This window comes from Vibrio ezurae NBRC 102218, from assembly GCF_000467185.1.
Classification (GTDB): Bacteria; Pseudomonadota; Gammaproteobacteria; order Enterobacterales; family Vibrionaceae; genus Vibrio; species Vibrio ezurae.
In genome coordinates this window covers 93,021-107,459 of the sequence record NZ_BATM01000020.1, presented here as the reverse complement: position 1 = coordinate 107,459, position 14,439 = coordinate 93,021, and the positions used below count along the sequence as shown (strand labels likewise).

Sequence of the window (14,439 nt, the reverse complement as noted above, 5' to 3'; positions counted from 1 at the left end):
CGAGCGTCATCTATTTATTATGAACGCTCACCTCATTTTGGATGTTATTTTAGTTATTTTTAGAAGTCGTATTTAAGGCCTAGGCGAGTTCTAGCCTGACGGTCGCCAGTAGTTGAACCATAGTCAACTGTCCAGAATTCTGCGTAAGGTGTAAAGTTACCCATTTTATAACCAACGATTAGGCCTAGATCCCATTCCCAATCTTCGTTATTTGCCAAGCGCTCGTTATCATGGCTCTTGGTGTAGTTACCCTCATAGCTCAAACGTAGGTTTTTCAAGCTGTCTACTGGGATTTTGTAAGAACCAGTTAGTGTGATTTTACTCTTTTGAGTTGTCTTACCAGATACGTCAGTTGAACCGCCACCTGCTAAAGAAATTGTTTGACCATCGTTTGTGTACTCACGGAATTCATGACGGTAACGAATTGCAGTTGTTAGACCAAAGTCAGCTTTGTAACCAACACGGAATTGAGGCTTATAAGTCGTTCTGCCGCTACCAAATGTGATTGGCATGCCAGGTTGTAACCACAACTGCTTAGTCAATGAGTAGCGGATGCCCCAATCAAACTCTGAATCACCACGCTCAACGTGACTCCAAAATGCTTGATGACCATTCTCATCAGCTTCACTTTGAAACTTTTGCTCAACGCTAAAGTACACTTTAGTCTTGTCTGCTACATTTACAGATTCGCCAATTTTGATTCGGTGCGCAAAATCTTCGTCTTTATGTTTGTATTCGCCACGGTAGTTCAGTGATCCTGCACTTACCGCACCAGTGAATAGCGTAGCAACAACAGCTAAAGCAATTTGATTTTTATTCATGATGAGATTTACCTTTTTTTATCCATCGACATTTGAATTAATGTATGACAATTAGTTTAGTGTAAGCCTCCACGCCAAACTGTGATGTACATACAAAAAGTTAACTAGTCGCAATGTGCATATTAGAAGCGGGAGTCAGATCGCACATTTACAATCAAATTTAGCTTGGAAACTTGCTTGTTTTATATTTTTTTGCTTAAATTTTTGGCTTTTATTTTTAAATGTAAGAAAATAGCGTTCAATAGTTGTCTTATTAAAGACATAACTGGTACAACTTCTTGCTAAATCCTTCTAAGTCACAGATAAAACATTGAACAACAACTATGCCACATGCGCACATCAAGATTAGTCCCCTCCTCTATTCACTCACATCACACTTGAAACCTCAGCCGTTGCAAACACACTCTTTTAAGGACATACACCTCAATTTTTTAGAACGAACTTTTAAGGACACACACCAATAACTCACTAAAAGTGCGTAAGAAAAGCTGTCCATAACAGAATTTGGAGGTATTGATATTTGTGATGTGAATGCGCGTTATGTAGAGCATTCTCGCTATAGATTGGAGTATTGACACAAATGTCATATGTTCGTTAACGGCTGTTTAGGCCGCTAATTTTTAAGGACACACACTAAATTTCGAAAAGTGACCCTATCTACTTTCAGCACAGCAATTTCGGCTGAGACAAGCGCTAGTTGGTATTTGTTTGAATTGAAGAGGGAAAACTGAGTTATTTTCTAGAGACTGAAGTCAAACCTCAACCTATTTAAGTACCTCTTCATTCATTAAGAAATTGAGAAGTCCAGAATAAACGAATAGAAATTGACTAATAGAAGAGTCTCTGGTTAACGACAAGCGTCACTTTTTATGTGAGTTCCTTTATACGGTAGTCACAAGCTAACATTAACTTGTATATTTTTTGGCCGGCAGAAACGCTCATATCGATGTAGATACTGGCCTGGACTTTAGCCAGTTCGTTGCCGTATTACTCTCAATTTAAGGTATGTTCGCTCTGTAAATAACTCTGAGTCAAAAATAAGCACAAAGCCTTGCATGAAGAAGCCAATCACCATAAGTAAATGAAAGGAATAGAGCGGAGAAAAGCGTCAATAAGCAATGGTTTACTACGATAGGATTAGTCAGGCTACTATATTTATAAAGAGATGCTTAAATGTGTTAATGCCATAACAAGGTAGGATGCTTGCCAAAATGGAGTTGAAACTTTCTGCCACCAACATGCATAAAAGCATGCAGCGTGCTATGTAAACCTCATTTTGATGAACCGCAACTCGCTATTTCAATCAAGGATATGTGTAGATAGAGGAAGAATTAAATTAAGTTGGAAGGTAGCTATTATCTTTACGATAAAAAGGATAACTCTACATTAAGGATAGGTTTATCTATTTTGCGAAACGGCTAGCTTTAAGAACAGGTGGGATTCTCACTCATACTATTGTGAAGAAGGTTCTAACAATATATTGGAATACTATCGCTTCACCTAAAAAGAAAGTCTAGCTATCAGGCTAGACTTTTATCTAAGACCGACTGATGGGCCGGTCTTTTTATTGACTAAATCGTTGATATCTAGAACAAGTCAGATTTCAAGTTGTCAAAGTACGCGGTATTCACATTACTACTGTTATCACCAGTGTATAGCGTTAGCTGTGTTGGGATATTCCCTGCGCCTAGACCTGTAGTCGATTGTTTGATGCCTGATTTAACAACCTGACCATTTAACGATACAGAGAATGTACCATCTTGAGTCCATGATAGATTTACTGTGTACCATGTATCAGGAGTGATATCAGCAATTTTAACATCAGTATCGCCTGCTTCATATTCTAGCTTATTGCTGGTTTGTTTTAGCTCAAAATATCTATCTGCATTGGCTTTACCCACACCAACATTAATGTATGTAGATTTAGTATTTGCTGAAGAGAAGTAAGCATCAATAGAGACCGAACCACTTGGCGCCGCTGCTTTAAACTCACGAATAGCAAACGGTTTAGTTGTATTGCTTCCATCTTTAAGCATTAGTGATTGACTACCGCCATTTGCAACAACGTTACTAACCTCAGCAGTTGTTGTTCCAGTAGCATCAGCAACAATGTTGTTTGTTGTCCAAGCAGTAGAAGCTTTGCTAATTAATGTACCAACAGTATAGCTTTCAAAGTCATCAGCAAGTGACCCTGTCGCACCACCGGTATTGCCACCGTCAGTAGCACCATTGTCCGAGTCGCCTTCGCCAATAACAACAGCTTCATTTGAATTGCTGTTGTAAGGGTTAGCTGATAGGTCCTGGCCTACTATGTGCCCTTCAAAATCATCGGTAAATACAGTTTCATCGCCTGCATCTGTAACGTTAAACACCTTAAAGTTATCAACTAGCAATTTATAAGGCGTAGTATGGCTATTATCACCCATTTTAAGAGCAATTACTTGAACAGGGCCCTTTTCCGCAGAACAAGGGTAAGTACCGACTTTAGTGCCATTTAATGTCAACGTATATTCGCCATCACCCCAAGTCATTTCTACCGCTAGTTTTTCACCAGGAGTAAATGAAGCTACAGAAGCTGATGATAAATCAGGTTTACCTTGATCTGTACGGTAGTAAACATCGCCACTGTCGGCATTGGTGTTGAAGGCAATCTCACCAACTAAATTACTATTGCTAGTACCATCACCACCGAACAGCGTGATATATGCGTTATTCCCGTCACCGTCATCAACTTGATTCGGATCGTCGTTTATATAAGTCAGATCTACCGTTAATTTACCTTTTGCAATAGAAGATACAGCAGCGTCAGTTGAACCATCTGCCAATTTTAATCGTAGCTCACCAGTATCAGTTGTAGAAGTATCTGTAATTTGAACTAACTTGTTCGCTACTGAATGACCTGGATCAGGGACCACTACACCGCCACCAGTACTACCGTTGCCAGCGCCAGCTGCGCTGCTTTCTGGGCTGACATCGAAATCACAACCAAATAACAATACACTTGATACCGCTACAGCGATAACTGATTTAGAAATTTTCATATTATCTCTCTTATATTCTGTGGGCTACGTTTTGAAGGAGCAGAGTTCCGCTCCTTCAATAGACAGTTTTATTTATGCTAGAATTTGTATTTCAAACCTAGGCGAGTTCTTAATTGGCGTTCTGGGTTATCAGAGCCATCGGCTTTTACATCCCAAAGTTCGATGTATGGTTGGAAGTTATCCACTTGGTAACCAATAATTACACCAGCATCCCAACCCCAGTTATTGTTGTTTTCGATGCGAACATTTTCGTAGTTGTGGTTGTAGTTAGCTTCGTAGCTCAACTTCAAGTTTTTCAAGCTTTTTTGAGGTAGTTTGTACGAGCCAGTTAGCGTAATTTTACCTTGTTGGAAGGTTTTACCTGCACGTACTAGCTTTTCACCGTCAACCGTAGTTGAGCTACCGCTTGCATCACTTGTGTAAGTTTGGAATTCATGACGGTAACGGATCGCAGTAGTCAAACCGAAGCTAGTTTTGTAACCAACACGGAACTGAGGTTTGTAGGTAGTTTTCTCATCTGAGAAAGTAATTGGCATACCTGGTTGAACATACCAATGTTTATTAAGGCTATATTGCACTCCCCAATCAAACTCTGAATCACCGCGCTCTACTTCAGTCCAAAAGTCTTTTTTGTCATTACTGTTAAATTTTTGCTCAACACTAAAGTACACTTTAGCGTCATCAGTCGCCTTAACAGAAGAGCCAATTTTCACACGATGCTGATATTCTTTTGAGTCATGTTTGTACTCACCACGATAATCAATTTGGCCAGCACATGCAGAGCCAGCAAAAATAGTAGCGACTACAGCTAGAGCAATTTTAGATTTAGTCATGAAGAATTTACCTTATATATCCGTTTGGGTATTGAACTTAATGTATGACAAATAGATTACGGAAACATTTGGTAACAAACTGTGACGAGCGTGGGTTTTTTTGCTTTGAAGTAAAAGTTCAAAACGGCTGATTGAAAACAAATCGATTTTTCATGCAATGCTAAAAACCCAAAACAAAACAGAATAAAACACCGAATAACAACAAGAAACAGACAAACAACCTGTATCGGTACGCGTAAATCAGAACAATATACGAATATGCAACACAACTCACACTAGTGATCAATGTCACACTTTCTGAACTTATCGTATAAAAATCTGAATTTTATCAATAAAAAACCGTCGTCAATCCCTCTGCAGGTATAGGGTACTGATATCATATATACGACTATTGGACTTAATTCACGAGCTCCTGACGAGGCTTAAGTATTACTTAATGACAAGGAAGTTCTTCCAAGAAATGGGCTTCGGTGGGTACAAAGACAGAGTAAAAGCCCCAATTACATAGAGATTGATTGCTCTACACAAGTAAACAATACCTATTGCATTGCTGTGCGTTACCATTAGGGTATGAATACCACCAGTGTCACTTATCAATCGGTTAAGTGAAAAACTCATTTTTAATACAAAGAGCCAAAAACGGGGCTAATCAGTCAGCCCATTATGAGAGCCCCTAAAATCCATAAATAGATGCGCTTAAAACTAAGCTGCGTTTAAAGAACCACACTTGTATTTACTGGATGCTTTTATAAAGTGAAAATGCACTGGTACTGCCCCTATCCTCCACATACTTGTATTACTTATTTGTATGATTCATCGATATTTAGAGAGATAAATAATGATGAAAGACTTAAAAGCATTGTATTACGACATGAATAACGACCTCTGCATATAAAATATTATTCATAAAAAACAATTACTTAAAATATTCATCTTTATCTGATAATAATTTTCATTAACTTAAATTTGAATGCAGTCACAAAGCTGAACACACCCGCTTACATATGTATGACAATATGATTAGACTAATTGTAAATGTTTAAGATTAAGGCACACAAAATATGAAGAAACTGACCTACGCAATTGCACCACTTTTTTTAGCCATAGCATTAGCAGGATGTGGAGGGTCGGATTCAAGCTCGAATTCAAACCAAGGTGGTGCTGACTCTGGCAATGGTGGAGCTGATATTGGGAATGGCGGTTCTGATAACGGCGACAACGGCCAAGTTGAACAAAATGTAGGTTGGGACATTAATCAGTGGAAACTTACCTTACCTATTAGTTATGCCTATTATAAAGAGCAGCATGGTGGAGGTAATCTTGAAGATAGTGACAAGGCTGCAGAGCTAATTCCAGCAGATTGTAGTGGCAGAAACGAACTCACAACTGACACTTCATTACCTTACTTCCATATTGATAAAAACAACAGAACTCACTTTATTGTTGATCTAGGTGACTACGGCATAACAACTACAACTAATAGCAATTACGCACGTTCTGAACTGCGTGAGTTGTATAAGTATAGTTCTTCTGATCGCTGCTCATCAACCGACCAAAACTGGGCTGTGAACGACAGCACCAATCATAAACTCAGCGCAACCTTAAATATTGAAAAATATCCGAATTCAAACGTCATCGGCAGAGATCCAAAAGTAGTCATTGGTCAAGTTCATGGTTATGACATTAAGCAAGCTTTGATCAAATTGCAGTGGGAAGGCCCAAATAAACCTATTCGCGCTATCATGAATAATACCTTTTTGCCTAATAACCAAGAGTGTAGCCACTGTAAATCATTCAGTGTAGATTTAGGCACAGCAAAATCAGCCACTGATTGGTCTTATCAGATTGAAGTGAATGATACAGGTGTCGTTTTAGATGCTGCAGGAGAGAAGAAGAGTTTCGCTTGGGGTCAAGCTATAGAAAAAACCGGTTACTCACTGGATCCAAACTGGAAAAATAGCAGTAATAAATTCTATTTCAAAGCGGGTATTTATCCTCAAGTCAGCCCGAGTCAGAGTTATGGGGAACAAGTCTTTGACGTAAGCTTTAGCAAAATAGCCATCGAGCACAAATAAGCATACTAAGTATTAATTTTTTAAGCGACCGACAAGGTCGCTTTGTAGTGGTTTAATGCTCCCGGACACCCAATTAGGTGATAAAGTCACCACAATTAATGAGGTGTTCAATGACAAAACGACAACGACGTACATTTTCTTCTGAGTTCAAAATGGATGCAGCATGCTTGGTTCTTGATCAAGGTTACTCAGTTCCCGAAGCAGCACGCTCAATGGATGTTGGTGAAACGGTTTTACGGCGCTGGATCGAACAGCTTAAGATCGAGCGAGGTGGTATTACCCCAACGGCCAAAGCGTTGACTTCGGAGCAGATAAAAATCCAAGAGTTAGAAGCCCGGATTAATCGACTTGAGAGGGAAAAGTCGATATTAAAAAAGGCCACAGCTCTCTTAATGTCGGACGAGCTCGAACGCTCTCGTTGATTGATCACTTAAGGGAGCATGAATCAGTCAAGTTGTTGTGTGAGCTTTTTGATGTAGCTACATCTTGCTATTACGAGTTTAAACAGCGTAAAACCCGATGCTAATCGTGTTCGGCTTGCTAGCAGGATAAGAGAGCTTTTTAACATTAGTCGTGGCTCTGCTGGAAGTCGCACGATTGTGTCTATGCTGCGCTCAGAAGGCATCAAAATTGGCCGATTTAAAGTACGGAAGTTAATGCATGAGGCCTGTTTAGCAAGTAAACAACCCGGCTCCCATCGATATAAATCGGCTAAAACAGAACGTCCAGACATCCCGAATTTGTTGAAAAGAGAATTCTCGGTAACCATTCCAAATCAAGTTTGGTGTGGTGATATTACTTATATTTGGTCAGGCTCAAGATGGGTATATTTGGCAGTTGTTCTAGACCTTTATAGCCGTCGAGTTGTTGGCTGGGCTCTATCCAACAAACCCGATTCGGCTCTAACAACTAAAGCTTTAGATATGGCTTGGGAACAGCGAGGGCGACCAGATGGTGTTATGTTCCACTCAGATCAAGGGGTTCAATACGGAAGTCGCAAGTTCCGTCAAAGACTCTGGCGATATCGAATGGCTCAAAGCATGAGCCGACGTGGAAACTGTTGGGACAATGCGCCGATGGAAAGGTTATTTAGAAGCCTGAAAACAGAATGGATTCCGGCAACTGGTTACATGAACCAAAACCAAGCCCAAAAAGACATCAGCTATTACCTGATGAACTATTACAATCGACAGCGGCCACATCAAGCAAATGATGGGGTTTCGCCGGTTACTGCCGAAAATCGGCTTAAAATAGTGTCCGGTATTTGTTGACCACTACACTTTTTTATTATCTCAATCAAATACCACTACATCATAAATGACGGATTAATATCCCTAAAGCCCACCACCTTGAACCTTATTCCATTAATCGTACTAAATAGCTGGTCATTCTGGCTTGTTAGCAAACATTTTTCCTACGTTATTTCTGATCACTTACTTATTGTGAGTGGTATTAAAGGGGCCTGCGCAAACCACCCCACGCCACCTTATCCCTTTATTTTCACCTTTATCTATTGGTAAGTCTTATATCGAATATAACAATCATGCCGTCTGTTGTAATAGCGACCTAGATGGCTTAAGAACTTCCCAACTCGTAGAACCTATTTATCAAAAGTGTCCTATCAGCAAAGATTACGCTATTCATATCCCTAAAAATCAATATCGTTACATTTAAATCAGCACTTTCAAGCTATTGATATGTCATAAAATAATGCCCTTAACAACTCGATGTGAGCATCGTCACTTAATAAAACGTAAGTGCCATATTTTTAATATTAAAATAACTAAACTCAACACGATTTCTCGCACATAACAGACGCTTTAGTTATTTTTATGCAACTTATTTCACTTGAAGTTGATTATATTAAAAACAACCACTTAAATACCAAATCTATCAGCTAATAAAAACTAAACCCCTAAAATCAATATTTTCAGTGAGCCAGCTCACATGCATATCCTTCAGCGAATCCTTACACTATTTGTCATACATTAACACCAACATATGACTCCTAAGGGTTATCAAATGAAAGCTTTAAACAAAGTTACACTTGCTCTAGTTACCACGGTGGCAGCCGCCTCAGTAAGCGCCGCATCAGTGGATTTTCGCCAAGAATATAAACATGAAGATGAATCATACGCGAGCCGTATCAAGATTGGCTCAAGCGTTGGCAATCACTATTTTGGTTTAGAAGCAAAACAAAAAGGCAAACCATTCTCTGAGTGGGGATCAGCGGACAACGAATTTGAATACGGTTATAACTTCAAATTAGATAACCACTGGCGCATTACCACTTCTATGCCCATCACATTTGGTGATGAGCGCATCACTTATAAGCCGCAAGTTCGAGTTCAATACAAATTTGATTCTGGATTAACCACTAAACTGCGTTACCGTCACGAATTCAGAGATTACGCAGATTCAACGGATAAAGACTCCGTCAATCGTAGCAAAATCACCGGCAATATTGACTACAAAATAGGTGCATTGCAATTGGGCTTTGAAGCCAACTACGCCGAGGATTTCTTTAACGATGATAAATGGTTTGGTGGCGACACAGCGAAAAGAAACAATGAATGGGACTATAACTTTAAGGTGGGATATAAAGAAAAAGATTGGAGTTGGAGACCGTACTTTGAGCTAGGTAATGTTCAGTACAGTAGTGGGCCGAGTGCCACTAACAGTGATCGCCAGCTTCGTACTCGCGTTGGTGTAACCTACAGCTTCTAACAACTCAACATTGATGCCTTAGCCGCTACCCCATCATTTTTAGAACGGTTAGAATCTGAGCTAGAAGCAATAAAAAAGCCAGTAACAAAGGTTACTGGCTTAATAATAACGCTAATAATATTAATTACTTAGTTTATAAAGATAACCAAATTTAATATCATGTTCTGGCTCTAAGCGCTTCATCTGTGCCATTAAAAGCTCCGCCGTTGCCAATGCATCACTTAATGCATTATGCCCATTATACTCAGGCAACTTATAGCGCGCTCGCGTAGCCGATAAAGTCAGGTCTACGTCCTCGGTATCATTACGTGCTTTCGCCATTTTCTTTTCAATACATAGAGTATCCAACCATATTAATGGCAGATCCCAAGTTCGATAATGAGCTTTCAAGTATTGATTAATAAAGTTGGCTTCAACAATACAGCCATGCGCGACAATGACTTTCCCCAGCGCAGCATCATAAAAGGCTTTCATCGCATCGTGTATCGATACCCCTTCATCTAGCATCTCAGGCGTAATATGATTAATGATTGCAGTTTCTGGCTTAACTTGTGATTCCTGATTGATATAAAAATGGCACGCTCCAGAGAGATTGATCTTTCTTTTAGAGATCACCACCCAACCAATCGATAAAATCAGATCATTAACACTATCAAGTCCGGTCGTCTCTAAATCCAACACAATGTAATCCAATTCACTAGACGGAGTGTCTACATCAGGTGTTGGGCTCAATAGCAATCGCCTAAACAGTTGCGATGTCGCTCTATTTTCAACGAACGCTTTTCGTAAACGTTTGGTGCGCTCTAATATATGGAAGTACTTAAACATAAATTATCGGGTCCCAAAACGAACTTTAACGGCCTCTTGCAGATCAGCAATGATCCTAAAGGCATCTTTTAAATGACCTCGCTCAAAGCTCCCAAAACTGTTTGGATCAATATGATTATTTGGCTCTTCACCATTTTTCAAAGCCGTTAACTGATGGTTAAATCTAAACGAAAGAATAAACTCATACGCCCCTAAAATATTCTTATACGAATCTTCAGACAAAAAGCCCTTTTCATAGGCTGCTTGGAAACGTTTATCGGTGGCAGAATGATCGCTTTCTACTGCCAGTCCGTAAATACGTGCCAAATCGATAATCAAGGTAATTGCATATTTCTTAACATTGAGTGTTTTCTTATTTTCACCCGATTTTTCAAGAACTAAGCTGTTAAAAATACCTAATGGAGGGCTGGTATTGGTTGCATCGTTCGTCAACATCAATAAAAACTCTCTACTTTGGCGGATGTTGGCATACATCTCATCACGTAGAACTTTTTCAAATTGATTGTTGCCATAAACAGAGCGAATCTCCAAAAATACACTGATATTGAGCAAACGTTCATATTCAGGGTTAGCGACCCATTTTTTGTAGTAGTGCTTCCATACACTAACAGGTTGGCACCACTTAGGATTGACCGCCATGTAATCACCCGAACAAAGCGGGTAATCGCAACTCGCAAGACCATTACACACTAAGCTGGCTAAATGCTTGAAGTAAATCTTATCGTTTTCAGTCACATCATCGGCTAGGACAATAGCACTGTCTTGATCCGATAGCATATGCACTTCATTACGTGCATGAGAACCGGCCACGATCCAGGAAAACTCACACGGTGGAGGGCCTAATTTATCAATAGAAATCTGAATAATACGGCGAGTATAGGCATCCATGATCATGGTCATTACCTGCCCTATCACCTCAGGGCCAACTTTACCTTCAACCAAAGCTTCAAAAATAGCTTGTCTTTCTGGAGTAAAACTTGCCAAGGTAGACACACTAGTCGCGTATTTGATTTTTTCTATTAAGAAAATCGCTTGAACACGATGGTTTTGAACCAAATGTGAAGTAGTCAACAAGCCAATGACTTTATTGTTTTCAACAATAGGAAGGTTTCGAATATTAAATTGCATCATCACTGATGCGGCATGTAATACCAAATCATCTGGTTTGATGGTCAACGGTGAATAAGTCATTACGGTAGAGATAGGCTGATCAATCGACGCACCGAGTGCAATGACTCGTTTGGTCATATCTCGGTCGGTAATCAGCCCCACAATTTCATCTTTATCGTAAATCACCGCACAAGAAGTTCGTTTCACGATACGCATCTCATGAGCAACTTCTTGAATGGTTTGGTCGGCTTGCACTACTGCTACACGGCCGCTCGCCACTTCTTTTACGCGCTTAATAAATAAGCCTTTTTCTTTATCAGACCATACTACATCCAACGCTGACTTTAGACGAACCTGAGCTTTTGACGCAAAGTGCTCCGCACTCTCAGGGGAAGCTTTAAACAGTTGTTGCAACGCCGAGTGAGGGATCAAATAAAGCAGGCTATGTTCAATGGCAACGGCTTTATAGCCTTTATCGCTATCTATCGTGCCATCTAAAAATGTAAAGCCAAATAAATCTTCCGAACCCAATCGTGCTCTTAATACACCATCCGCCTTACGCTGCTCCATTGAACCTGTACGCACAATATAAAGGTATTTCTCATCCCCTTCGGTACATAAATCCACATTTTCGCCTTTGCTGAGATAAGTGATCTGTACATAAGAGGCAAGTTCGCGCAGAGCTGGCTTAGGTATTTTGTCAAATGGGTCTATTTGACTCAGAAACTGAATAATATTAGGTAACAAAGATTCTGGCATATTGGGTCTCATTCATTAAGCTGAAGGGGAAAAACCACCGTATAGTATTATTATATAGCTAAAGCTTGGATTAGTAAGCAAAATGTAATTATTGCCAAAGACAAATTTAAAAATTCTGTCAAAAAAAAACACGCTCAAAGCGTGTTTTTCAAAAGACGTTCAATATGACCTAACTTACTGCCGGTAAACGGTGTTTACCTTCTTGAAGGTGATTCGCTGACGCTTGTCTTGCTTTGTCGCTATTTCCCGCCATAATCGCATCGTAAATTTCACGGTGCTCATTGATACAGGTATTACCTTCTTCCGATGAATGCACAATAAAGTTCACAAACATCGTCGTCAAAATATTACCAAACGGAAGATAAAAGTCGTTGCCAGTTGAATTAAAGATTAAACTATGAAAACGCATGTCAACATCCGTCCAATGCTCAATGTTTAATTCATCTTCAGAAGCCACTTCAACCATTTCTTGGAATGTTTCTGAAAGCTCGATACGTTGTTCTGCTGTCGCAAACTGAGCGGCAAGAGCACAAGCCTCTGGCTCAATAGCACGTCGTAACCCTAGGAACTGGAAACAAAACTGATCGATATCCGCTAAACCATCCATCCACTCAATTAATTGAGGGTCTAAAAAGTTCCAATACGCACGATCAACCACTTTTGTGCCGACTTTAGGTCGAGACTCAAGCAACCCTTTAGACGTAAGCAGTTTGACTGCTTCGCGAAGTGCCGTACGGCTAATGCCGAACTGCTCGCAAAGTGTCATCTCACCAGGGAGAATAGACCCTTGAGCCAGATTTCCCGAAAGAATTCCCCGAGCGATCTCTCGGGCAACTTGTACATGCAAGCTTCGTTTAGAACCTGCAATTGAATTAAATGAACCAGCCATAATGTTAACTTTCTTATATAAAATGTATTATCTAAGGTTGAATATAGCACCTTGAATCGAATGCGTCACAAGCAGTACTTGCAAACGTGATACACCCCTGTAATTGTAGGCTTATTCCCTTCATATTCGTGATAATATACCACACACCTGCGCTACATCTCAAAATCATCCTTGCAACATAACTTTCAGTTAAAACCCTATTTTAATTTCCATTTTCGTGACTAATGTCTTAATTTCAACTTGCAATCTGTCAAACTACTCATATTTAGTTGAAGTTGTAAAATGTTATTGTATTATTTTAATAACATAAAAAATCCAGGTAGGATCTTGAATGTGAATGGTTTGGCTACAGTTATTATCCAACATATTCGTTTTATCCTAAAATGTGGCAGTTATATAAATAAACATATTAAATAAAATAGGTATTATTCTTTATTTAATGTCTTTATTAAAATAAAGGTTTATTTTCCACGGTTACTTACAACAAGGCATATCCACCTACTTGGAATCTCAAAGGTCTATATGGACCTTACTGTTACACGTGAAAGTGTGACTCTTTAAGCTAGCGGCAACTGGCTTTTCTATATGACTCAGGTGGTAAAAATGTCGTTTTTTGCGTTGGTAGAGAATTCTGACCGTCGAATTCACGTTCAAGTTGCAAGACAAATTGCTCGAAAGATTTTGTCTGGTGAACTCAAAGAAAATCAAAAAATCCCGTGTGAAACGGATCTATGTGAAGCATTTGGTGTGAGTCGTACTGCACTGCGTGAATCAACCAAACTACTTTCAGCTAAGGGGTTAATTGAATCTAAGCCCAAAGTAGGTACACGTATTTGTCCGCGTGGCGAATGGCACTTTCTTGATCCGCAGTTTTTAGAATGGATTCAAGACTTAGAAGACATCAAACCGTTTCTAGCGCAATTTTTAGGTCTGCGTAAAGCCATTGAACCTGAAGCGTGCGCACTGGCGGCTAAAAATGCAACGGCCGAGCAACGCAAAGCACTCTCTAATTACTTTCAGTGTATGACGGTTGCCGCCAACGAGTTTGACTATGAGCGTTGGGGTATCAACGACCTTCTATTCCATCAGACCATTTTTGTCGCGACTGGAAACCAATTTTACGTTCCTTTTAGCAATATACTTTCCTCTATTTTTAAACCATTCATTGATTACTCAGCAATGGGTGGACGTTTTTGTATGGCTGAACACCAAGCCATCTATGACGCCATTATGTCTGGTAATAGTGAGCAAGCGCGTATCGCGTCAAGAGCACTGCTTGATGATGGCAATCAAACATTAGCAAAAGTATCTTAGAAAAAATAAACTCACGTTTCATTTATTGATTAAATGCTATTT

9 protein-coding genes and 1 pseudogene are annotated in these 14,439 nt (G+C 39.6%); 4 read left to right on the top strand and 6 right to left on the bottom strand.

Translation table 11 applies throughout. The annotated features are described in order from the left end of the window. Positions 1 to 59: 59 nt before the first annotated feature. From VEZ01S_RS07940 to VEZ01S_RS07930, 3 genes are all read right to left on the bottom strand, one after another. On the bottom strand, positions 60 to 821 hold the full coding sequence (locus VEZ01S_RS07940) for an oligogalacturonate-specific porin KdgM family protein (RefSeq protein ID WP_021713504.1): 762 nt from the start codon (positions 819 to 821) through the stop codon (positions 60 to 62). A gap of 1,586 nt (positions 822 to 2,407) precedes the next feature. Next, complete coding sequence (locus tag VEZ01S_RS07935) at positions 2,408 to 3,862, bottom strand: hypothetical protein (RefSeq protein WP_021713503.1); 1,455 nt, start codon at positions 3,860 to 3,862, stop codon at positions 2,408 to 2,410. A gap of 77 nt (positions 3,863 to 3,939) precedes the next feature. Continuing rightward, positions 3,940 to 4,695, bottom strand: a complete 756-nt coding sequence (locus tag VEZ01S_RS07930) for an oligogalacturonate-specific porin KdgM family protein (RefSeq protein ID WP_021713502.1) — start codon at positions 4,693 to 4,695, stop codon at positions 3,940 to 3,942. Between the two features lie 1,061 nt (positions 4,696 to 5,756). Here VEZ01S_RS07930 and VEZ01S_RS07925 point away from each other — a divergent pair. From VEZ01S_RS07925 to VEZ01S_RS07910, 3 genes and pseudogenes are all read left to right on the top strand, one after another. Then, complete coding sequence (locus tag VEZ01S_RS07925) at positions 5,757 to 6,770, top strand: polysaccharide lyase family 7 protein (RefSeq protein ID WP_021713501.1); 1,014 nt, start codon at positions 5,757 to 5,759, stop codon at positions 6,768 to 6,770. A 110-nt stretch (positions 6,771 to 6,880) separates the two neighbouring features. Then, a pseudogene (locus tag VEZ01S_RS16525) lies at positions 6,881 to 8,038 on the top strand (transposase); the annotation flags it as partial. Positions 8,039 to 8,792: 754 nt separating this feature from the next. Further along, positions 8,793 to 9,497, top strand: a complete 705-nt coding sequence (locus tag VEZ01S_RS07910) for an oligogalacturonate-specific porin KdgM family protein (RefSeq protein WP_021713498.1) — start codon at positions 8,793 to 8,795, stop codon at positions 9,495 to 9,497. A 120-nt stretch (positions 9,498 to 9,617) separates the two neighbouring features. On the opposite strand, the gene VEZ01S_RS07905 is transcribed toward VEZ01S_RS07910, so the two are convergent. The 3 genes from VEZ01S_RS07905 to VEZ01S_RS07895 all read right to left on the bottom strand — a co-directional run bounded on the left by VEZ01S_RS07905 (position 9,618) and on the right by VEZ01S_RS07895 (position 13,083). Beyond that, positions 9,618 to 10,325, bottom strand: a complete 708-nt coding sequence (locus VEZ01S_RS07905) for a 3'-5' exonuclease (RefSeq protein WP_021713497.1) — start codon at positions 10,323 to 10,325, stop codon at positions 9,618 to 9,620. Positions 10,326 to 10,328: 3 nt separating this feature from the next. Continuing rightward, positions 10,329 to 12,194, bottom strand: coding sequence for a DUF294 nucleotidyltransferase-like domain-containing protein (locus VEZ01S_RS07900; RefSeq protein WP_021713496.1), 1,866 nt, complete (start codon positions 12,192 to 12,194; stop codon positions 10,329 to 10,331). Between the two features lie 169 nt (positions 12,195 to 12,363). Further along, positions 12,364 to 13,083: a FadR/GntR family transcriptional regulator gene (locus VEZ01S_RS07895; protein WP_021713495.1), complete on the bottom strand. Its 720-nt coding sequence runs from the start codon at positions 13,081 to 13,083 to the stop codon at positions 12,364 to 12,366. 603 nt (positions 13,084 to 13,686) lie between these two features. On the opposite strand from VEZ01S_RS07895, the gene VEZ01S_RS07890 reads away from it, so the two are divergent. After that, entirely contained in the window at positions 13,687 to 14,397 is a 711-nt protein-coding gene (locus VEZ01S_RS07890) for a FadR/GntR family transcriptional regulator (protein ID WP_021713494.1), read from the top strand. Positions 14,398 to 14,439: the final 42 nt, after the last annotated feature.

What these genes read in the sequence shown, in the direction of transcription:
- VEZ01S_RS07940 (WP_021713504.1), bottom strand. Translation starts at nt 821, where the DNA reads ATGAATAAAAATCAAATTGCTTTAGCTGTTGTTGCTACGCTATTCACT.
- VEZ01S_RS07935 (WP_021713503.1), bottom strand. Translation starts at nt 3,862, where the DNA reads ATGAAAATTTCTAAATCAGTTATCGCTGTAGCGGTATCAAGTGTATTG.
- VEZ01S_RS07930 (WP_021713502.1), bottom strand. Translation starts at nt 4,695, where the DNA reads ATGACTAAATCTAAAATTGCTCTAGCTGTAGTCGCTACTATTTTTGCT.
- VEZ01S_RS07925 (WP_021713501.1), top strand. Translation starts at nt 5,757, where the DNA reads ATGAAGAAACTGACCTACGCAATTGCACCACTTTTTTTAGCCATAGCA.
- VEZ01S_RS07910 (WP_021713498.1), top strand. Translation starts at nt 8,793, where the DNA reads ATGAAAGCTTTAAACAAAGTTACACTTGCTCTAGTTACCACGGTGGCA.
- VEZ01S_RS07905 (WP_021713497.1), bottom strand. Translation starts at nt 10,325, where the DNA reads ATGTTTAAGTACTTCCATATATTAGAGCGCACCAAACGTTTACGAAAA.
- VEZ01S_RS07900 (WP_021713496.1), bottom strand. Translation starts at nt 12,194, where the DNA reads ATGCCAGAATCTTTGTTACCTAATATTATTCAGTTTCTGAGTCAAATA.
- VEZ01S_RS07895 (WP_021713495.1), bottom strand. Translation starts at nt 13,083, where the DNA reads ATGGCTGGTTCATTTAATTCAATTGCAGGTTCTAAACGAAGCTTGCAT.
- VEZ01S_RS07890 (WP_021713494.1), top strand. Translation starts at nt 13,687, where the DNA reads ATGTCGTTTTTTGCGTTGGTAGAGAATTCTGACCGTCGAATTCACGTT.